Below are 21036 nucleotides of genomic sequence, written 5' to 3'. Positions count from 1 at the left end.
CGTGGCCCGGATTATGGTCCGACCATACTACCGTCACACCCAAAAAGGGGACGTGACACGCTCCGTCGCGACGCGTCGCGGTACGCCCGCGCCGCTGACGGACGCGTGCGTGAGTCCCGGGGGACGAGGGCCCCGCCCCCCGGTCGCGGCCTCCCCTGCCGGCCTCCCCCGCCGGGCTCCGCGGAAGCCGTAGGGCCGTCGCCGGCCGTACCACCGGCGTTCCTACCGCCCGGCCGTGCCACCCGCGTTCCTACCCGCCCGCCGTACCACCGGAGTTCCTACCCGCCGTACGGGAGCCGGTAGACGGAGACGTGGGAGGGCGAGTCCCCGGTGAATTCGGCCCCCCGCCAGTCGGCGTGCCGGGACTCCAGCCGGAGACCGGCGAGTTCGGCCATGAGGTCCAGCTCGGCGGGCCAGACGTACCGGTGCGGGCTGCGGAACAGCCGGGTCGGGCCGCCGTCGTCGTAGCGGAGGTGGTGTGAGACGACGCGCTGGCGCAGGACGTCGTACGTGTCCATCAGCAGGTAGCCCTCCTCGGACCGCCCGACCACCCCCGGCCGGCCGGGCGGGAGGCTGCGCAGCTCCGGCACCCACAGCTCGACGACGAAACGCCCGCCCGGCGCGAGGTGGCGGGCGGCGTTGCGGAAGCACCGGACCTGCGCGGACTGCGTGAGCAGGTTGGAGATCGTGTTGTAGACGAGTTAGACGAGCCGGAAGCCGCCCGGCTCCGGAGCGGTGGCGCTCGCCATGTCCCCGACGACGACCGGGACCGTCGCCGCGTCCGCCTTCGCGCGCAGGCGCTCGATCATCGGCCGCGACCGCTCGATCCCGGTGACGGGCACCCCGCGCCGCGCGAGCGGGACGGCCACCCGGCCGGTCCCGACGGCGAACTCCAGGGCGCGGCCGCCGTCCGCGAGTTCCACGAGGCGGTCCACCGTCGGGTCGAGCACCTCGGGCGCGAACATGCCGGTGCCGGGGGTGTCGTAGGTGCGGGCCATGCCCTCGTCCCAGACGCCCTCGTTCTGGACGTCCGCGCCCCAGACGTCCTCGCCGAACCGTTCGCCGCCGCCGCCCTCGCCCTCGCCCTCGCCCTCGCCCCGGCCGTTCTCGTCCGCGTTGTCCTCGTCGATCCGCATACGGGGCAGGGTCCCGGGGACGGGGCGCGGTGTCGACGGGTTTTCCGCCGCGCGGGCCCGGCGGCCGCTCCCGGTCCGGGCCGGACGGTCTCAGTCCTGGGGGGAGCCGTCCACCAGGGTGCCGTGGAAGCCGCGGATGTGCTCCTCGGCGAGGTCGGCGGCGGCCTCGCCGTCGCCCTCGCGGACCAGGCGCAGCAGCGCGGCGTGCTGGGCGTTGAGCGCGGCGGCCGTCGCGGGCCAGTCCTCGGCGGCCTCCAGGGCCCGCAGGATCAGCGGCCGTACGGACTCCCGTACGGCGGCCGTGAGCGTCGAGGTCAGCGCGTTGCCCGAGCTGCGGGCGATCTGCACGTGGAACCGGGTGTCCAGGTCGTTGAACTCCTCCGGCCCGATGCCCGGCCGCCGCAGCCCGTCCAGGATCTCCCCGGCCACCGCGAGGTCCTCGGGCGGGGCGTGCCGGGCGGCGGCCTCGAAGCTGGAGCGCTCCAGCACGACCCGGGCCTCCAAGACGTCCTCCAGGCTGTAGCTGCCGAGACCGAAGTGCAGCCGCAGCAGCCGGCCGAGGGCGTCGTCCGGGTGGCGCACGATCCGGGCGCCCGCGTCGGCGCCGCGCCCCGCGTGCGCGACGAGCACCCCGACCGTCTCCAGGACCCGCAGCGCCTCGCGCAGGGCCGACCGGCTCACCCCGAGCGCGGGCGCGAGCTCCCGCTCGGGGGGCAGCCGGTCCCCGGCCTTGAGCTTCCCGGCCAGCACCTGCTCCTCGATGCTCTCCAGGACCAGTTCATGCGTGCGCGACTGCCGCACGGGGCGCCACTCGGCGGCCATCCGCACCTCCCCGGTTCCCGGGCGCCCCGGACCCGGGACGCCTCCCCCGCGCGGGCCGGGCGGCCTGCCCGGCCACCGCCCGCGCGGGACTGCGTACGCCCCCAATCTATGGCACAACGGGGGCAATGGTCGGACCGTACCGGCAGGGGCAGGGGCGGGCGCGGAGCGGCGCGGCCCCGCGTTCACGTGAGCCGGGTGACGTCCAGCTCCCCCTCGGCGTACCGCGCGCGCAGCACCTTCTTGTCGAACTTGCCGACGCTCGTCTTCGGCACCGACTCGATGAGGGTCCACCGCTCCGGCAACTGCCACTTCGCGATCCGCCCGGCGAGGAAGGTACGCAGTTCCGGCAGCCCCGCGCTCGCGCCCTCCCTCAGGACGACCGTGGCGAGCGGGCGTTCGCCCCACTTCTCGTCCGGTACGGCGATGACGGCGGCCTCGGCGACCTCCGGGTGGGCCATCAGTTCGTTCTCCAACGCGACGCTGGAGATCCACTCGCCGCCGGACTTCACGACGTCCTTGGCGCGGTCGGTGAGCGTCAGGAACCCGTCCGGCGAGATGAGGCCGACGTCACCGGTCCTGAGCCAGCCGTCCTCGCTGAACTTGTCGGCCGGCCGCTGCGGCTCGCCGCCGACCCCGCCGTAGTACGCGCCGGCGATCCACGGGCCGCGCACCTCCAGCTCGCCGGCCGACTTCCCGTCCCACGGCAGCCGCTCGCCGTCCGGCCCGGTCAGCCGCGCCTCGACCCCGGCGGGGAACCGTCCCTGCGTGACGCGGTACGCCCACTCCTCCGCGGCGTCGCGCGCCTGGGCCGGCGGGCGGGCGACGGTGCCGAGCGGCGAGGTCTCCGTCATGCCCCACGCGTGGCACACCCGCATGCCGAGCGCGTCGAACGCCTCCATGAGCGCGGGCGGACACGCCGCCCCGCCGATGGTGACCTGGGTGAGCGAGGAGACGTCGCGCGGCCTGTCGGTCAGCTCCGTCAGCAGCCCCTGCCAGATCGTCGGCACGGCGGCGGCGTGCGTGGGCCGCTCCGACTCGATCATCTCGGCGAGCGGGGCGGGTTGCAGGAACCGGTCCGGCATCAGCAGGTTCACGCCGGTCATGAAGGTCGCGTGCGGCAGCCCCCAGGCGTTCACGTGGAACTGCGGGACGACCACGAGGCTCGTGTCGTGGTCGGTCAGCCCCATCGACTGCGCCATGTTCACCTGCATCGAGTGCAGGTAGACCGACCGGTGCGAGTAGACGACTCCCTTCGGGTCGCCCGTCGTGCCCGAGGTGTAGCAGAGGGCGGCCGCGGCGCGCTCGTCCAGCTCGGGCCAGTCGTACGCCTCGGGGCGCCCCGCGAGCAGCTCCTCGTACTCGTGCACCCGCACCCCGTCCCCGGCTCCGGCCAGTACGGAGCGGTCCCCGGGGCCCGAGACGACGACGTGCTCGACGCTCGGCAGCCTCGGCAGCAGCGGGGCGAGCAGCGGCAGCACCGTGCCGCTCGCGATGATCACCCGGTCCGCCGCGTGGTTGACGATGAACGCGAGCTGGGCCGCGGGCAGCCGCAGGTTGAGGGTGTGCAGCACGGCGCCCATCGAGGGGACGGCGAAGTACGCCTCCACGTGGTCCCCGTTGTTCCACATCAGGGTTCCCACCGGGTCCCCCTCGGCGACGCCCAGTTCCCGCAGGGCGTGGGCGAGCCGCGCCGACCGGGCACCGATCTCGGCGTAGGTACGGCGTCGCGGCTCCTCGCCGGTCCAGGTCGTCACCGTGGAACGCCCGTGCACCGTCGAACCGTGGACCAGGATGCGGGAGATGAGCAGGGGTACGTCTTGCATCGTGCCTTGCACCGGTTGTGCCTCCTCAGCGCGTCGTGACGCGGGGGGTGAGTTCCGGTGATTGTGCTTCCATACCCAGTGGTATGTCACTAGCCGCGGCGGATCGATTCATCACACAGGCACAGCTCAGGGGCGTGCACCCCAATGGCCGGGGCGCGGGAGCCGTCCGGTGGCGGGGGCGGGCGAGCGGAACGGTGACGGGGGGGGCGGGCGAGCGATCCGGTGACGGGGACGCGGGAGCCGTCCGGTGACGGGGGGCGGGCGAGCGGGGCCGCCGTCAGCGCAGTACGCCGAGTTCCCCGTCCTCGCGGAGCTTCCCGAGCGCCCGGGACACCGCGCTCTTGACCGTCCCGACGGAGACGCCGAGCACCGCCGCCGTCTGCACCTCGCTCAGGTCCTCGTAGTACCGCAGCACGACCATGGCCCGCTGCCGGTCCGGCAGCCGCAGCACGGCGCGCCACATCGCGTCGCGCAGGGACTGCTGCTCGGCCGGGTCGGTGGTCCGCGACGGCTCGGGCTCCGGCAGGTCCTCGCAGGCGAACTCGTCGACCTTGCGCTTGCGCCACTGCGAGGTACGGGTGTTGATGAGCGCGCGCCGCACGTAGCCGTCGAGCGCGCGGTGGTCCTCGATCCGGTCCCACGCGACGTACGTCTTGGCCAGCGCGGTCTGGAGCAGGTCCTCCGCGTCGCACGGGTTGGCGGTGAGCGCGCGGGCGGTACGCAGCAGACCGGGGCCGCGGGCCCGGACGTAGGAGCTGAAGGAGAGCGGGGCCGGCCGGGTGCCGGACGAGGTGCGGCCACCGGGACGCGAGGCGCTCTTCGATGGGCCGGTGCCGCGCACGGGCACCTTGGTCACGGTCATGGCCCCACGCTAGGAGCGAGCCCCCCGCTCCGGGATCGCCCGGAGGTCCCGACCCCCTGTCCGCCTATGGGAGTAGAACCGGGGGCAGGCTCCACCTCCTGAAGGTGGAGGACGCGAGGCCCGCCCTCAGGGTTCGTACCCCCGGGGGAAGCCGGACGCCGGGGGGCGGGAGACGGCCCGGCCCGGCCGCTCAGCCGATCCGCGCGACGGGGGCGTCGACCATGTTCCGGTCCACGTTCAGCGTCACACCGCCGTGCGTCTCCCGGACGTTGCCCCGGTACTGGTGGACGCGGCGCTGCGGCTGCCAGGCGCCCGCGGCGAGGGAGGGCTCGCGGTCCACCGAGCCCTCGCCGCCCCAGCGGGCGAACCACATGACCTCGGGCAGGTCGGCGACGCCCGCGCGCCGGGCCCGTTCCATGTGCGCGACGCCCGAGTCCGCGCTGCTGTAGAAGCCGGAGACGTAGCCCTCCGCCCGCACGGCGCGGTTCCAGGCCCGGACGAAGGACAGCGTCGTCGCCGCGCACTGGGCGTCCCTGTGGTCGTACTGCTCCATGTCGAGGTAGAGCGGACTGCGCGACCCGATCCCGACCTCGGCGGCCCGCCGCACGGCGTCCCGCCCCTCCCGCTCCCCCTGGGCGACGGGGTCCGCGCCGATCCTGACCGCCTGCTTGTTCTCCGCCGCGACGCAGGGCGCCTGCGAACCGACGTACACCGGGAGCACCGACCAGCCCAGGGCGCTGACCCCGCGTGTCCACTCGGCGTCGAGGTACGGCTGCGAGGGACAGGCCCGGCCCCGGCCGCCGAAGTAGACGCCGACGCCGCCGTACCCGGAGTCCCGCCAGCCGCGCATCGTCGAGAGCGGCGGCGCCGTACAGGTGTCGAAGGCCCGCCCCTCGAAGACGGGCACCCCGAGCACCGTCCAGTCGGCCCCGGCCCCGGCCCAGGACCACGTCGCCTCGCCGCCCACCCCGTCGTCCTCGGCGACGCCCCCGGCGCGGGCCCCCTGGGCGGGCAGCAGCACCGTGCACAGCAGCGCGAGGACCAGGACGAGGACCGGAGCGGGGAGGGCGGGAACGTGGCGGGCCGGGACGGGGGCCGAGGGGGGAAATGTTTGTCTGATCATGGGCTGAGTGAACGCGGAGCCGGGCGGCCCCCCGCCGAGGACACGCACCCCCTGCGCCGTACGGCCCGCCGGAACCGCCTGGGTGGGGGTGCGGACAGTCCTTCCGGAGGTCCCCCGTTCGCGTCACGGTGCGCTACTGCCCTCCCGCCCCCCGGCCCGTCTCCCCGCCGGGGACGGGGCCCGCGCGGCGACACACGGCCGCCACCGCACGGCGTCACACGAGGACGCACAAGAGGGCGCAAGGGCACGCAAGGGACACGAACGGCCTCGCAAGGTCACGCACGGTCCTCGGCTAGGAAGCCCCCGTGCCGTCCCCCCACCCGCCCCGGACGCTCCCCTCCAGATACCGCTCGATCTCGGCCCCGCCCCACGCGCCCGTCTCCGTGAGCCCGGTGACGAACTGCCGCAGGTACACGGGGGAGGGCGCGAGCGGTACGACGTCCCGGACGGACCACGGCGCGGTGAACGTCAGCGCGGGCCGCCCGTCGAGCGCGCCGAGGCACAGCAGGGTCTCGTACCGCCCGTCCCCGCACACGACCCGCCGGACACGCGGGCCCGCCGGGGCGGCCGCGCCGACCGGCCCGGCCTCCGGCACGGCGAGCACCTCGTCCAGCGACGGCCCCTCGCCCGGCTCCCGGTACATCTCCTGGGCGGCGACGTCCCGGAACTGCTCCCGCGTGATGTCGTAGCCCCGCGCCAGGACCCGCCCCGGAGCGGCCGGATCGTAGAAGCCCCGCCCGCCACCCCACACGGCCGACTCGGTGGCGAAGTACAGCCGCCCCGCCAGCTCCAGCGCCACGTCCCCGGCCGGCGCCGCGTCGTCCCGGCACCCCGGATGCGCCAGCCGCCCACCGGGCGCCCGGCCGCCCCGCAGATACACCCCGAACCGCTCGGCGCACATATTGGACCCGTAACTGACGTACCAGACCCGCTCGGCGCCCCCACCAGCCCACCCGGTAAGCCTGCGCACACCCACGCGGGGCCCTCCCTCCACGCCCGCCGCCGGTCCCACGTTCCCCGGCGGGGCCGGACGTCCCCCGTCACTCGCCATACGTCACTCGTCATCCGTCACTCGTCACTCCTCATCCGTACTCGCGGACCGTATCTGTCCGCGAGGGGCGCGAGGGTGGACCACGGGCACACGCCGGAGGACCGGCCGCCCGACCGCCAGACCGCCAGACCGACCGAGGAGAGACACGTGGAGAACCAGGCTCAGCACGGACCCGCTTCCGGCCCCGTGCTCCCCCTGCGCGGGATGGCGACGGTGAGCTTCTGGTCGGAGGACCTGCCCGCCGCCGTCGCCTGGTACACGAGGGCCCTCGGCTGCCCCCCGTACTTCGAGCGCCCCGGCTACGCCGAGTTCCGCGTCGGCGACCTCCAGCAGGAGCTGGGCGTCATCGACCGCCGCTACGCGCCGTCCGGCGCCGCCGGGAGCCCCGGCGGCGCGATCCTCTACTGGCACGTGGACGATCCGGACACCGTCGTCGCCGCCCTCCGCGCCCTGGGCGCCACCGAGCACCAGCCGCTCACCGACCGCGGCGGCGGCTTCCGCACAGCCTCCGTCCTGGACCCCTTCGGCAACATCCTGGGCCTCATGCGCAACCCCCACTACCTGGACGCCCTGCCCTCGCGCACGGCCCCCTGACCCCGCCCGCTCCGGCCACACCGCCACGCACAGCGAAACGGCCCCCGACCGTTTCGCCCGGTCAGGGGCCGTTCTCCACGCGGAGGTTGTGGGATTCGAACCCACGGTGACATCGCTGCCACGACGGTTTTCAGGACCGTTTGGCGCGCCCGCCCCGTGCCCCGCTTGACCAGTGCGAACCGGCCAACGAGGCGCCACGCCCGACCGGATCTGGCCACAGGTTGGCCACGTCGCCGCTCACCTTCCGCCCTTGCGTCCCTTGCGTACGGCGTAGGGAGCTGCAAATGCGACTACAGCGGTGGCCGTCCCGACAGGGGTAGCCAGAACGGGCCACCGCAAGACCACCGCAACGGTCGCTCCGGCCAAGCACAGGAGGAGCGCCAATGAAACCCACGAGTGAGCCGCACCACCGGCTTCGTCGTCTGTCGGCTCAGAATTTGAGCTTCCCGGGTGAGTCGGTACTGTCATGAATGACCTTTCATATGCACCTGAACTGGTCAGGGCGGCTCCCGTTCCAGCGGGGGCCGCTTTTTTGCGGCCACGTCGCCCCTTCACCGCACATGTTGACAGCAGATGACGGGACATCAAATCCGCTTATCCACAGCCCCTGTGGATAAGTCGTGATCTTCTGTGTAGAAGATGCCCGAGTCTGTGCATGAAGCTGGGGATGGCGCTGTTGATGCCCGGGGGGTCAAGCACCTGACCTGCATGAACTCTAGTAACGTTCTGTGATCGAAAAATACTCGGGCTAAATCTCGAAATCGTCCCCAGTAGGGTCTGTAAGCGCCGGGCCCTGGTCATCATCGGAAGTGCAGTCCGCGCGGGCCGGGCAGGCGAGCGTCAGTTCGCCCAACTCAGGGTCAGCGACCACCGCCCCCCGGCTATCGGACACCGCCGGCGACTGCTGCCGACGGATTCGCCCCATCTGCTACTAGCCTGAGTAGGAGTTGATGGACTCTGGACCCAGCCGATCGGAAGGAGAGGCCCGCACCCTGGCGCCGATACTCGGGAAAGAGGCGCCCCTACTCGAAGCCGCTGCGGTCCTTCATGACATCGGCTACTCCCCTGAGATCACCCACACCGGTTTCATCCGCTCGACGGGGGGTGCCACGTTCGGGAGGTCGGGGCGCCCTCGCGCGTCACGTCCTTGGTCGTCCACCACTCCTGCGCCCTGCTCGAAGCGGAGGAGCGAGGGCTACGGGGGGAACAGGAGACGGAGTTTCCGCAGGAATGTTCCGACCTCGTTGACACACTGATCTATTGCGACATAACCACGACACCGGATGGCGAGCCGACGACCACGACGGCGCGGATTGGCGAGATCGAGGGTCGATACGGCCCGGACTCGATCGTGGGGCGTTTCATCCTGCGAGCAGCGCCCCAGATTCATGAGGCAGCAGCCCGCGTGCGAGAGCGACTCACTACTACTGAGAGCACTCAGCCGATGTTTGGCTGCGCGCGGGATTCGTCCAAACCGTGCTCGATACGGAACCGCATGGACGGGTGTATTTCGAGATCGGAGTGGCCCGCTGGGTTGCCCCAGGGCCACCGGGTGCCGCAACACCGAGCGGTACGTACGCACCCAGGCTCGCACGCGGCCTCGCACTCGGTAGGGACCCACACCGGAGTCCGGCGTCGGCTCGCAGGCGTTCGGCGTCGCCCGCTTCCTCGCCACCCAGCACACCACTGCCCCGGCCCTTGCGGACTCGACGCCTTGGGCGAGGACGTCGTGGCCACCGCCGTCTCCGTCGGCGTCCCCGAGCCCTACGCCCGGCGCGCCGTCACCTTAAGCGCCACACGCTCCGTACCGATCCCACCCGTCCTCGTGCGGCTGCTGCGCCGCCATCTGGCGACGTACGGCACGGCGCCGGACGGTCGCCTCTTCCCCGCCGTCAACGGCGGCCGACTGCGCTCTACCGAGTACACCGAGGTATGGCAGGCCGCGCGCGAGACGGTCCTCACGCCAGGCGAATTCAAGACCCGCTCGCAGAAGGACCCATATAAGAACCGCGCCGCCGGCGTGTCCCTGTGGATCGCTCAGGGCCTCGAACCCGCCGAGGTCGCCCGCCGCGCCGGGCACAGCGTCGCCGTCCTCTACCGCTTCTACGCGAAGGTGCTCCGCAAGGACCAGACCGAGGCCAACCGCCGTATCCCCGCCGCCCTTGAGGCCCCGGAGTAGGCCGCGAGCCTGGCCACAGGTTGGCCACACACACTGGTCAACAGCGGGATTCGAGCGGTCAGCCTGAGACACCCCGCGCGCCGAAGGGGCGCCCCGCGTCTGCGGTGCGCCCCTTCTGAGCTGCGGTCTTCCTGACCTCGGGCGGAGGGTGTGGGATTTGAACCCACGGTGACATCGCTGCCACGACGGTTTTCAAGACCGTTCCCTTAGGCCGCTCGGGCAACCCTCCCCGTTCCGGCGCCCGGGGGGCGGCGGAGCGGGGTACAGACTACCGGCCGTGGGCCGGGGCGCGAGGCCGGTCTCGGCAGGCGGGCCCGGACGGGGCCGGGCGCCGTCGTGGTGTCCGGGCCCGGCCCCCTCGCGGCATCCGGTTCTAGTCGTCGCCCTTGCGCTGGCCGAGGGTCACCTCGACCATGTGCTGCTTGCCGCCGCGCTTGTAGGTGAGCTGGACCTTGTCGCCGGGCTGGTGGGTCCAGATCTCGCCGATCAGGGTCGGGCCGCTGTCGATGATCGTGTCGTCGAGCTTGGTGATCGTGTCGCCCGACTTCAGGCCGGCGTTCGCCGCCGGTCCGCCCGAGGTGACCGCCGCCGAACCGTTCGGGCCCTGGTCGGCGATGGTCGCGCCGTCCGTGCCCTCCTCCAGGGAGACCGTCGCGCCGATCACCGGGTACACCGGGGTGCCCGTCCTGATCAGCTCCTGGGCGACCCGCTTGGCCTGGTTGATCGGGATGGCGAAGCCGAGGCCGATCGAGCCGCCCTGGCTGGAACCGCCGCCGAGACCGCCGCCGCCGCTGCCGGGCTGGATCGCGGAGTTGATGCCGATGACCGCGCCGCGCGCGTCCAGCAGCGGCCCGCCGGAGTTGCCCGGGTTGATCGAGGCGTCGGTCTGCAACGCGCTCATGTACGAGCTCTTGGCGCTCTCCCCGTCACTGGAGGCGACCGGGCGGTCCTTCGCGCTGACGATGCCCGTGGTCACGGTGTTGGACAGGCCGAAGGGGGCGCCGATCGCGATCGTCGCGTCGCCCACCGCCGTCTTGTCCGAGTCGCCGAGGGCCAGCGGCTTGAGGCCCGAGGCGTTCTTCAGCTTGATCACGGCCACGTCGTAGCCCTGGGCCCGGCCGATGACCTCCGCGTCGTACTTCTTGCCGTTGGAGAAGGTCGCCGAGAGCTTCCCGCCCTCCGCGGCCGAGGCCACCACGTGGTTGTTGGTGAGGATGTGGCCCTGCTTGTCGTACACGAAGCCGGTGCCGGTGCTGCCCTCGCCGTTCCCGCCCTGCGCGTCGATGGTCACGACGCTCGGCAGGGCCTTCTGGGCGATCCCGGCGACTGAGGCCGGGTCCCGCTTCGCGGCGGCCGGGCTGTCCGCGGCCGCGACCGTCGTCGAGCCGGCGCCGTTGTCGTCGCGCTCCGCCGCCCAGTAGCCGACGCCGCCGCCCACGCCGCCCGCGACCAGCGCGGCGACGATCACCGCGGCGACCAGCCCGCCCTTGCGGCCGCCACCGGACCGGCCGGGCTGCGGCGGCTGGTACGAGGCGCCCCACGGGCCGTCCTGGCCGCCGCCCTGCCCACCGCCCGAGCCGTCACCGCCGCCGCCTCCCGGGTAGACCGGGCCGCCGCCCCCGCCCGCGTACGCCGGGATCTGCGGCGGCGGGGGCGGCCAGCCGCCCGGCGGGGGAGTCTGCGGAACGGGCGGGACGTGCGCGTCCGAGGCCACCGGCGCGGCCGGCGCGGCCGCCGGGGCCTGCTCCGCGGCCGGGGCGCCGGCCTGGGGCGCCACCTGGGCCGGGGAGGGGTCGGCGGGCCGCTCCGGGGCCGGCTCGGTCTTCGTCAGCGAGGCCGCCCGGGGGGCGTCTTGCTGCGGCTCGGAAGGCCGGGAGGCGTCGGCCGGCCCAGGAGGTGCGGACGGGGCGGGGGGTACCTCGTTGCCCTCGTACTCGGTGCTCACAGGCTCTGTCTCCTCGGTCCCAACGGTGTCGCGGCGTCCCGACCGGCCCGGGAGGGTGCGGTCCGGACGGGGCTGCCGGCGACTACGCGTCTTCGGTCTTCGTCCGCGGGTGCGGCTGTCTCAGGTCTTCCCCGGTCACCGTGGTCCTCCGGTCCTCCGGTCGTCCGGTCGCACCGGTTCCGGTGCCCGCGCTCTCCGGTTTTCCACGATTTCCGGTTGTCCACGATTTCAGGTTGTGCACAGTCAGCTTTTCCCACAGCGCGTCAGGGCACTGTAAGCCGATCCTGTGTGTACGCGTCATTTTGATCTTCCGGGAGCCGTACGGCATCCGCAGGGTGCCTTACGGGCCTCCCCGCGCCCCGCGCGGGCTTCCCGCCACCGAGGGTACGAGCCCCGTACGGCCGCCTCCGGGCCACCCGGATGCACCCGTGCGCCCGGCCGTGCCGAAAGCCTCGCCCGAGCCGCGAGGAACCGCCCGGAAGCGGCCCTCCGCCTCCGTACGGCCCTCCTTGTCCGCGCGGCCACCCGCCTATCGATGGGAGCATGACGGCGTGACCCACGTACGACAGCAAGTCCCCCAGGTCGTCGCCCACCGCGGCGCCTCCGAGACAGCGCCCGAGCACACCCTCGCGGCCTACGTGAAAGCCATCGAAGAGGGCGCCGACGCCCTGGAGTGCGATGTGCGCCTGACCGCCGACGGGCATCTGGTGTGCGTCCACGACCGGCGGGTGAACCGCACGTCGAACGGACGCGGAGCGGTCTCCGCGCTGGAGCTGGCCGACCTCACCGCCCTGGACTTCGGCTCCTGGATGGGCAAGGAAGAGGCCGAGGAGTCCCCCGACTGGGACCCCGAGACCACCTCGGTGCTCACCCTGGAACGGCTGCTCGAACTCGTCGTGGAGACCAACGCGGCCGGCCGGCGGCTGGAACTCGCCGTCGAGACCAAGCACCCCACCCGCTGGGCCGGGCAGGTCGAGGAACGGCTGCTGCTGCTCCTCGAACGCTTCGGCCTGTCCGGGAAGACGAGCGCGGGCGAGGAGCCCGACGGCCCCTTCTCCCCCGTACGGGTCATGAGCTTCTCGGCGCGCTCCCTGCACCGGGTACGGGCTCTCGCCCCGGACCTGCCCACCGTCCACCTCATGCAGTTCGCCTCGCCCCGGCACCGCGAGGGCCGCCTGCCCGCGGGCGTCCGCATCGCGGGACCGAGCATCAGGATCGTGCGCAACCACCCCGCGTACGTCGCCCGCATGCAGAGCGCGGGGCATCAGGTGCACGTCTGGACGGTCAACAACCCCTCCGACGTGGAACTGTGCGCACGGCTCGGCGTGGACGCCATCATCACCAACCGCCCGAAGGCCGTACGGGAGCAGTTGGACAGCCTCTGACGCGGCCGCGCCGCCCCGGCCGGGCACCTGCCGGGCACCTGCCGGTCGCCTTGGTCGCCTTGGGGCCCGCGCGTCGGCCGGCCGCTCACGGCGAGCTGCCGGGGGGCGTCTCGTGGCCGGTTCCCTCACCGGCCCCGCGCACGTCACACCGTCATACGGTCATATGAACCGGCTGGAAATCGCCCCTCTAGGGCGCCTGCGGGGCGGGGTGTCCCGCCGCCCGGGACCGGCCCGCGACTCAGCCCCTCAACAGCCTCATGCATATGCCAGCGGCAAGTTCGCTGACCAGGCGGGGAGGAATGTCCCGGGGCCCCGCCGGGCGCCCGGCCGTCCCTCGCCGTCGCGTCCCGGCGGGTGCACATGGGGTGCACCGGCGCGTTCGCTCCGTGTCCGGCTCCGGGCCGTACCCCGACCGGGAGGGATTGGCCGGTTTCCGGCCCAGTCCATTGGGGCATTCACTCCGTGGCGTGGGGGTGTAAGGAGGTCTCGGGGGTGGCGTTGGTGGTGGCACAGGAAGTGCCCGCGTCGTCGAGCATGACCGTTCCGCACGGTCCTGCCGGCGTGCGGAAGGCACGGCACTGCATGCGGGACGAGCTGCGCGTGAGCGGCATGTCCGACGCGGTGATCGACGACGCGGTACTGATCCTCTCGGAACTGCTGAGCAACGCGTACCGGCACGGCAGACCACTGCCGGCCTCCCATCCGTGCGCGGGCGCGGCGGGCGCGGAGGAGGGCGACGTACTGGCCGCCTGGGAGGTGGACCGGCGCGGCCGGCTGACGGTCGAGGTCACCGACGGCGGCGGCCCGACCCGGCCCGTGCCCGCGACCCCCTCGGTCACGGCCCACGGCGGCCGGGGACTGAGCATCATCACCGCCCTGTCCGAGAACTGGGGCGTACGCGACGAGGCGCACGGCGAGGTCACGGTGTGGGCGGTCGTCAGCCGCGACCACCGGCACGAGGACTTCGCGACCCGCATCAGCGCCCCCTCCGTCCCGCTCGCCGACCTCGGCTTCGCGGACGCGGTGGAGGAGTTCGGGCGCGCGGGCCGCCTCACCGGCGGGACGGCGTTCGGCGGCGAGACGTTCACCGACGAGGCGGGCTTCGGCGCGGACGACGGCTTCGAACCGGCCGACAGCTACGGCGGCTGAACGGCCCCGCGGACGGCCCGGCCCGAGCAGCCGGGTCCGGCCCGGCGGCCGGGTGACTCCGCCCGGCGCGGCGACTCCGCCCGGCCGTGGTGGTCCCGGGCGAGTCGCGAGCGGCTGCGGCGCGCGGCCCCGGCCCGGAAGCGGCGTACGGCCGAAGCGGCGTACGGCCCCGGGCCTCGGCCGGGGATCGGTGTCCCCCCGAGGCACTAGGCTCGCGCCGTACGAGCCGAGCCGTAACGGGAGACAGCGACGATGGCCAAGAAGCGCCCGCAGACCAAGGGCCAGCAGACCAAGGGCAAGGGCGGCAACGCCCCGGCAGCCACGCTCGCGGACGGTGAGATCCCGGTCGTCGGCGCCCGGGAACCCTGCCCCTGCGGCTCCGGCCGCCGCTACAAGGCGTGCCACGGCCGGGCCGCCGCCCACGCGGCCACCGAACTGGTGCGGCGCCCCTTCGAGGGGCTGCCCGGTGAGGCGGACTGGGTGGCGCTGCGCGAACTGGTGCCCGCGGCGACCGTTCCGCTGCGCCTCAAGGGCGGGCTGCCCGAAGGGGTGCCCGCCGTGACCCTGGCGACGGTCCTGCCGATGGCCTGGCCCGCGCTGCGCCGCGAGGACGGATCGGTCCTGCTCGGCCTGCAGAACGACACGGCCTCGGGCGACCTCAGCCGTGACCTGGCGGACACCCTGAACCGGGCCCTGGGCGCCACGCCGGGGCAGCCGGTCGAGGCGCGCCGGGCGCCCGTCGACGGCCCGCGCCTACAGGACCTGCTCGACCCGGACGGACCGTTCGAGCCGCAGGTGCACAGCGGTTTCGAGTTCTGGGTGCCGGAGGCCGGGTCGGATAATGCCTCCGCCGAGGTCACCGCCTCCCTGGAGCGCGCGAACTCCGCCGTCGTACCGACCGTCCGGCTCACCGGCGTCGACGCGGCGTACTGGTGCGAGACGCCCGAGAAGAACCACCTGCGCTGGATCATGACGGTGCCCGAGGAGGAACTGCTCGACGCGCTGGCCCGCCTGCACAGCGCCGGGGAGTCCTCGCTCGGTGAGAACACCCGCCTCGTCGGCTCTTTCCGGGCACACGGGCTGACCGTTCCGGTGTGGGATCTGCCGAGCGAGGTGTCCGCGCAGGACGTGGAGAAGCCGGCCGCGGCCTTCGCGGAGCGTCTCGCCGGGGCCCTGGAGACGAGCACGCCCCTGACGCCGGAGGAGCGCCGGGCCCGTGCCGGGCTCACCAACCGCCAGGTGACCCTCACCTGACCTGGGCGGGAACGTCTGGACCGGCCGAGCCGCCCGAGCGTCTCGGACCGGCACGGGCGCCGCGGGCGCGGACCGGCCGACGTACGCGCCGGTAAGTGAAACCGGTCACACCCTCTGCCCGTGACCGCTTGAGATCGGGCCCGAACGGACCAGACTGAATTTGCGAACCGGCGATCTCTTGTTACGGTTCCAATAGCCCGGTTGCTGGTGCATCCCCCGTCGCCAGCAACCGGGCGCTTTCATGCCCTGATCCGGCGCCCCGGCGAACCGGCCCGCCCGCACGCGCGGCGGCTGCCCCCGGTGTACGCGCGGTGAAGCAGACACTCCCAGCGCTCCGCGCTCCCCCCGGGCCCTGCCCGTAGGAGCGCCCGCGGGCCGGCCTCCACCGGACGGCGCACCCGCGCCGGACGGGGCCACACCCGCCGGACGGCGCACCCCGCCGGACAGAGCCGCACCCGCCGGACGCCGCCACCCCGCCGTCACAGCTCCGGCGCGCTCACGCCCGTACGGGTGACCGTGGCGACCGTCGCCCCGACCACGGCCTCCACGTCCGGCAGCCACGGGCGCGCGGAGCCCGGAAGCGGCGCTCGCGCCCAGCGCACCGCGCCGAGCCCGGTCACCGAGGGCGGCAGCGGCAGGTAGCCGCCCGAGCCGTGGAAACGCAGCGCGCCCGGCACCGAGTCCTGCGCGTACAGCAGCGCGCCGAGGCGCTCGAAGTCGTACGGCGCCACGAGGATCGCCCAGCGTTCCGGCCCCGCCACCACGGGCCCCAGCCGCTTGCCGAGCCCGTCCAGGGCGGCCAGCGTCGCCGGCCCGGCCGCCGCGGGGAAGCTCACCGCGCAGGGCCCCCGGCCTCCGGTGGCCAGCAGGATTGGCGCGGCGGGCCGGTTCTGCCACCACCAGCGGACCATGCGGGCGTCCGTCGTCGCGGCGAGCAGCCCCGGCTCGAAGGGGTGGGCCCCCGGCAGCGCGCACTCCGGGTCCGGGCAGGCGCAGAGCCGGCCGGTGGACCGACGGTGCTCGTGGCCGAGGGCGCGCTGACGGTCGACGCCGCGGTTCGGGTCGGCGGCGTCCGCGTTCCCCGCCTCCGTCGCGCCGTGCGCCTTGCCCGGACCGCGAACGGCCCCGGCGTTGCGCTCCTGCGGCCTGCCCCGGCGCCCGTGCTGGTGCCGGACGCGCGGTCCCGCACCGGGGAGCACCGGCCACGACCAGTCCGTCGCGAAACGGAGGGCGGCCTCGCCGACGTCCGGCGCATCCGGCTGATCGAGGAATTCGGCCGGGTCGAAGAACTCCGGCTGTCCGGGAAGTTCCGGCTGATCCGGCGGATCCTGCTGGTCCGGACCGCTCGTGGGTCCGGACTGGAGCCTGCGGTGCTTTCCGGGGATCTCACGCATGAGCGCTCGTTCCTTTCCGTTGAACGCCGAGGACCCACATCAGATCGGTGTGGACCACTTCTTCGGCCTACGTGCCGCTCGCCTTCGGCGAGCCCCGCTCCGCCGCGGACGACGGGCAGGTGCGCGCGCAGGTTTTCGCGCGTAGGTGGTGCGGGCGAACAGTGACGCGCGAGGTGCGGACACCCCGGGGCGCACGTCGTGCGGAACAACTGTGCGTACAGAGGGGGGTGCGCGGGGGCACCGGTGCCTCCCCGCCTCAGAGCAGGGAAATCCCTCTGGCCTAGCTGTGGAACGTGGCGGGGGGACGGCGCTGTACTACTCGTACCGGGCGATGTCGCCGCGTCCACCTCGGTGGGCGGGCCGCCTTCAACGCCTCTTCCGTTGCCGTGGAGGACGCGGGATGTGCTCCGCGGGTTCCTGGACGGCCCGTTGTCCGGCCGCCTCGGGCACTCACCGAGTACGTACCCCGAGCGACCTCGGCAACGCTCCTCCGCACTGCTCGTCCGGCTCGAATGCCCCGGACGAACCCGTTCAGTCGACCCCAGACCCCTGTGCCATGGACCGGTTTCAGGCCAAAGACCACTCCTCGCGCCGGGCCGCGCGGTCCCCCGGAGGATGGCGCGGGGCCTGACGGACACCAGGAATCCCCGCAGAACAATGCTGGACATCTCCTCCCGAATCCGTGTAGATGTGGTGCATTGTCGGCACGTAGAACGACATGGGGGTTTGCGATGCTGTGGAGCGTTTCGTACTGGCCCGAGAGCCGGGAAACATGAGCACCCCACCTGTTCCGAAAGTGGCCGGAACAAGCTCTGCCGCCTCCCTGTCCGCCCAGAATGTCCCCCCGGATTCCCCCTCTCGTGCCTCGTCCACACCGGCCTCCGCCGCGCTTCAGGACCGACTGGCCGGCTGGGTCTCGGACCTCACCACCCTGCACGAACTGACCGAACGCCTCGCGCGCTGCGGCACGGTGGACGCGGCGCTCCAGGAGGTGGTGCGCACGGGCGGGGCCCTGGTGGGCGCCCGCCGGGGAGTGGTCCGGCTCGAACCGCCCGGCCCCGCGCGGCGCGAGGGCGGGGGCGGCCTGTCCGACCAGCGCCTCCTGCCCGGCCCCCGCAACCGCGTGTTCGGCCTCGGCCTGGACCCGGCGCAACTCGGACGCCTGGAGACCCTGCCCAAGGAGTCCTCCTCCTACGGGCACATCATGGACGCCCTGCCGGGCACCGAGGGGCCGCTCGCGCATCCCGACCTGCTCACGGAGGCGGACCTCGACCCGCGCTGCCGCGAGGTGGCCAGGGGGCTCGGTATCGCCGCGAGTTATGCCGCGCCCCTGCTCGCCGCGCCGGAACGCCGGCTGGGCGCCGCCGTCTGGCTCTACGACGAACCGGCGCAGCCCAGCGAACGGCAGTGCCACATCGTGGGGCTGTACCTGCGGTACGCGGGCGAGCACCTGGCCCGTCTCGATGAACTGGGCGGTGCGGTGGAGGACGCCGAGGCTCTGCGTGGGCAGCTCCGCTCGGGGGTGCTGCCCCGCGTCCACGGTGTCCGCCTGGCCGGCCGCTACCGGGGCGGGACGCGCGGCGGGGGCGGCTGGTACGACGCCCTCCCACTGCCCGACGGAACGCTCGGACTCGCGGTCGGCACCGTCACGGGTTCGGGCAGCGCGGCGACGGCGGCGATGGCCGCCCTGCGTTCGGCTCTGCGCTCGTACGCGGTACTGGAGGGGGAGGACCCCGTCGCGGTGCTCTCCGACATGGAGCTGCTGCTCCGGCTCACGGACCCCTCGCGCAGCGCCACCGCCCTGTTCGCGCACTGCGATCCCGCCGCCGGGAGACTGACGCTGGCGGGCGCCGGGCACGCACCACCGCTGATCCTCGGCGAGCGCCGTGTCGAGTTCGTCGAGAGCACGCTCTCCGCGCCCCTGGGCATGCTCAGCTGCTGGGAGGCTCCGAGCGTGGAGATCCGTCCGGAGCCGGGAGAGGCCGTCATCCTCTACTCGGACGGCCTGCTGCGCTGCACCGGCGTTCCGGTGGACCGGGCCTTCGCCCGTCTGCACGCGGTGGCGGCCGGCGCCCCGCGACTGTGCCGCCGTGATCCCTCGGCCCTCGCGGACCACCTGCTGGACGCGCTCCTGCCGAAAGGCGGGGCGATCGAGGAGGACATCGCACTCCTCACGGCATGTTTCACGTGAAACATGCCGTTTGCGGCGCCTTGACCACGCATTGCGGCGTCTCGACCGTGAACAGCGCGGTCATGACGTGTTTCACGTGGAACATCCCCCTGCGCGGGTGGTACTCCTCACAGCGCCGCCGCTTCGCCGCGCACGCCCCGGAGTTGGGGGCGGCTCCTCCCGCGAAGCCGGCCCGTCCTCCCCACGCCCTCCGGTCAGGAAGCCGGACAACCGTACGATGGCGGGGTCGAGTGACGTAAAGGAGACAGCGCATGCAGGACGGTGGCCAGCAGGTTCCGAACGCCGAGGAGCAGACCGAGGAGGCGGAGCCGATCAAGCAGCGGAAGAACGGCCTGTACCCCGGGGTGTCCGACGAGCTGGCCGCGAGTATGCAGTCCGGCTGGGCCGACACCGAGCTGCACGATCTCCAGCCCATCCCTCAGGCCGGGCACACCGCGGACCGGCGTGCGGCGCTCTCCGCGCGCTTCCCGGGTGAGCGTCTGGTGATCCCGGCGGGCAAGCTCAAGGTCCGCTCGAACGACACGGACTACCCGTTCCGCGCCTCGGTCGAGTACGCCTATCTCACCGGTGACCAGACCCAGGACGGCGTCCTGGTCCTGGAGCCCACCGAGGACGGGCACGAGGCCACGATCTACCTGCTGCCGCGTTCCGACCGGGAGAACGGCGAGTTCTGGCTCGACGGCCAGGGCGAACTGTGGGTCGGCCGCCGCCACTCGCTCGACGAGGCGCGGCAGTTGCTCGGCCTGCCCGCGAAGGACGTCCGCAAGCTTCCCGAGGAGCTGCGTGAGGCGACCGGACCGGTACGGGTCGTGCGCGGCCACGACGCGGGCATCGAGTCCGCGCTCACCGACAAGGTCACCGCCGAGCGGGACGAGGAGCTGCGGGTCTACCTGTCCGAGGCGCGTCTGCTGAAGGACGCCTTCGAGGTCGGCGAACTCCAGAAGGCCGTGGACTCCACCACCCGCGGTTTCGAGGACGTCGTCAAGGTCCTCGACAAGGCGCAGGCCACCTCGGAGCGCTACATCGAGGGCACCTTCTTCCTGCGGGCGCGCGTCGAGGGCAACGACATCGGCTACGGCTCGATCTGCGCGGCCGGTCCGCACGCCTGCACGCTGCACTGGGTACGCAACGACGGTCCCGTGCGCGCGGGCGATCTGCTGCTGCTGGACGCCGGGGTCGAGACGCACTCGCTCTACACGGCCGACGTCACCCGCACGCTGCCCGTCGACGGCACGTACACCGCGTTGCAGCGCAAGATCTACGACGCGGTCTACGAGGCCCAGGAGGCCGGGATCGCCGCGGTCAGGCCGGGCGCGAAGTACCGCGACTTCCACGAGGCGGCGCAGCGGGTGCTGGCTACCAGGCTCGTGGAGTGGGGGCTTGTCGAGGGCCCCGTGGACCGGGTGCTCGAACTGGGTCTCCAGCGTCGCTGGACGCTGCACGGCACGGGTCACATGCTCGGCATGGACGTCCACGACTGCGCCGTCGCGCGCACCGAGACGTACGCGGGCGGCACGCTGGAGCCCGGTATGTGCCTGACCGTCGAGCCGGGTCTGTACTTCCAGGCCGACGACCTGACCGTGCCCGAGGAGTACCGCGGGATCGGCGTCCGGATCGAGGACGACATCCTGGTCACCGAGGACGGCAACCGGAACCTGTCCGCCGCCCTGCCCCGCTCGTCCACCGAGGTCGAGGCGTGGATGGCGCGGCTCAAGAGCTGAACACGGCGCGGCGTACCGGTTCTGACCGGCGACCGGGCCGGGACTGATCGACGACCGTCCCCCGGACGCTTCGCCGACCGGCGCGGATGCTTACCGCCGGCGCCGGTCGGCGCGAGCGGCGACCGCCGCCACGGAGGAAGGGCCGGGGGGGGGGGGGCCCCCCCCCCCCCCCCCCCCCCCGGCGGGGGGGCCCCGCCCGGGCCCCCCGGGGGGGGGGGGGGGGGGGCCCGCCCGCCGGCACGCCGGACAGCCCGTGGTCGTCGTGGGCGGCGGCCTCCCCGGCCTGGAGGCCGTGACCGAGATCGCCGAGGCCCGTCCGGACCTCGACGGCGCCCTCGCCGCGCGCGCCGAACCCGGCGACTGGCTCTCGCCCGGCGCCCGCGCGCACCTGCGGAAGGTCCTCGCCC

The 21036-nt window shown here is 73.5% G+C and carries 12 protein-coding genes, 2 tRNA genes and 5 pseudogenes; 9 read left to right on the top strand and 10 right to left on the bottom strand.

Annotated features, from left to right (window positions below):
* Positions 1 to 278: 278 nt before the first annotated feature.
* The 6 genes and pseudogenes from ACFYMP_RS24170 to ACFYMP_RS24145 form a co-directional block, all read right to left on the bottom strand.
* Positions 279 to 998, bottom strand: a pseudogene (locus ACFYMP_RS24170) (class I SAM-dependent methyltransferase).
* 228 nt (positions 999 to 1226) lie between these two features.
* Complete coding sequence (locus ACFYMP_RS24165) at positions 1227 to 1958, bottom strand: FadR/GntR family transcriptional regulator (protein ID WP_388861383.1); 732 nt, start codon at positions 1956 to 1958, stop codon at positions 1227 to 1229.
* Positions 1959 to 2140: 182 nt separating this feature from the next.
* Positions 2141 to 3781, bottom strand: a complete 1641-nt coding sequence (locus tag ACFYMP_RS24160) for a long-chain fatty acid--CoA ligase (protein WP_388861381.1) — start codon at positions 3779 to 3781, stop codon at positions 2141 to 2143.
* Positions 3782 to 4058: 277 nt separating this feature from the next.
* The gene (locus ACFYMP_RS24155; protein WP_388861379.1) at positions 4059 to 4643 is read right to left on the bottom strand and encodes a SigE family RNA polymerase sigma factor; all 585 of its coding nucleotides are present in this window, start codon (positions 4641 to 4643) and stop codon (positions 4059 to 4061) included.
* Positions 4644 to 4833: 190 nt separating this feature from the next.
* Positions 4834 to 5766, bottom strand: coding sequence for a glycoside hydrolase domain-containing protein (locus tag ACFYMP_RS24150; protein WP_388861376.1), 933 nt, complete (start codon positions 5764 to 5766; stop codon positions 4834 to 4836).
* Between the two features lie 292 nt (positions 5767 to 6058).
* Entirely contained in the window at positions 6059 to 6742 is a 684-nt protein-coding gene (locus ACFYMP_RS24145) for a histone deacetylase (protein ID WP_388861373.1), read from the bottom strand.
* 222 nt (positions 6743 to 6964) lie between these two features.
* On the opposite strand from ACFYMP_RS24145, the gene ACFYMP_RS24140 reads away from it, so the two are divergent.
* Positions 6965 to 7411, top strand: coding sequence for a VOC family protein (locus ACFYMP_RS24140; protein WP_388861370.1), 447 nt, complete (start codon positions 6965 to 6967; stop codon positions 7409 to 7411).
* A 78-nt stretch (positions 7412 to 7489) separates the two neighbouring features.
* Here the strand turns inward: ACFYMP_RS24140 and ACFYMP_RS24135 are convergent.
* A tRNA-Ser gene (locus tag ACFYMP_RS24135) sits at positions 7490 to 7576 on the bottom strand.
* An 818-nt stretch (positions 7577 to 8394) separates the two neighbouring features.
* Here ACFYMP_RS24135 and ACFYMP_RS24130 point away from each other — a divergent pair.
* Both ACFYMP_RS24130 and ACFYMP_RS24125 read left to right on the top strand, forming a co-directional pair.
* A pseudogene (locus ACFYMP_RS24130) lies at positions 8395 to 8858 on the top strand (HD domain-containing protein); the annotation flags it as partial.
* Positions 8859 to 8955: 97 nt separating this feature from the next.
* Positions 8956 to 9194 (top strand): annotated as a pseudogene (locus ACFYMP_RS24125) (DNA primase); the annotation flags it as partial.
* 538 nt (positions 9195 to 9732) lie between these two features.
* Here the strand turns inward: ACFYMP_RS24125 and ACFYMP_RS24120 are convergent.
* A tRNA-Ser gene (locus tag ACFYMP_RS24120) sits at positions 9733 to 9819 on the bottom strand.
* Positions 9820 to 9963: 144 nt separating this feature from the next.
* On the bottom strand, positions 9964 to 11535 hold the full coding sequence (locus ACFYMP_RS24115) for a S1C family serine protease (protein ID WP_388861367.1): 1572 nt from the start codon (positions 11533 to 11535) through the stop codon (positions 9964 to 9966).
* A 551-nt stretch (positions 11536 to 12086) separates the two neighbouring features.
* Between ACFYMP_RS24115 and ACFYMP_RS24110 the strand changes: the two genes are divergently transcribed.
* The 3 genes and pseudogenes from ACFYMP_RS24110 (at position 12087) to ACFYMP_RS24100 (ending at position 15323) form a co-directional block, all read left to right on the top strand.
* The gene (locus tag ACFYMP_RS24110; protein ID WP_388861364.1) at positions 12087 to 12920 is read left to right on the top strand and encodes a glycerophosphodiester phosphodiesterase; all 834 of its coding nucleotides are present in this window, start codon (positions 12087 to 12089) and stop codon (positions 12918 to 12920) included.
* Positions 12921 to 13341: 421 nt separating this feature from the next.
* Positions 13342 to 14069, top strand: a pseudogene (locus ACFYMP_RS24105) (ATP-binding protein).
* Positions 14070 to 14321: 252 nt separating this feature from the next.
* Positions 14322 to 15323 carry a DUF5926 family protein gene (locus tag ACFYMP_RS24100; RefSeq protein ID WP_388861361.1) on the top strand — a complete coding sequence of 334 codons (1002 nt, stop codon included), beginning with the start codon at positions 14322 to 14324 and terminating at the stop codon, positions 15321 to 15323.
* Positions 15324 to 15802: 479 nt separating this feature from the next.
* Here ACFYMP_RS24100 and ACFYMP_RS24095 read toward each other — a convergent pair whose 3' ends face one another.
* Positions 15803 to 16717, bottom strand: a complete 915-nt coding sequence (locus ACFYMP_RS24095; protein ID WP_388861358.1) for a bifunctional DNA primase/polymerase — start codon at positions 16715 to 16717, stop codon at positions 15803 to 15805.
* Positions 16718 to 17489: 772 nt separating this feature from the next.
* On the opposite strand from ACFYMP_RS24095, the gene ACFYMP_RS24090 reads away from it, so the two are divergent.
* The 3 genes and pseudogenes from ACFYMP_RS24090 to ACFYMP_RS24080 all read left to right on the top strand — a co-directional run.
* Positions 17490 to 18908: a PP2C family protein-serine/threonine phosphatase gene (locus tag ACFYMP_RS24090; protein ID WP_388861355.1), complete on the top strand. Its 1419-nt coding sequence runs from the start codon at positions 17490 to 17492 to the stop codon at positions 18906 to 18908.
* Between the two features lie 251 nt (positions 18909 to 19159).
* Positions 19160 to 20629: an aminopeptidase P family protein gene (locus ACFYMP_RS24085; protein WP_388861352.1), complete on the top strand. Its 1470-nt coding sequence runs from the start codon at positions 19160 to 19162 to the stop codon at positions 20627 to 20629.
* Positions 20630 to 20870: 241 nt separating this feature from the next.
* Positions 20871 to 21036: pseudogene (locus tag ACFYMP_RS24080) on the top strand (oxidoreductase); the annotation flags it as partial.

Source organism: Streptomyces sp. NPDC007088, from assembly GCF_042869355.1.
In the GTDB taxonomy this organism is placed as follows: Bacteria; Actinomycetota; Actinomycetes; order Streptomycetales; family Streptomycetaceae; genus Streptomyces.
Note: the sequence above shows the minus strand (reverse complement) of the source record. Positions and strands in the feature narration are given on the sequence as shown.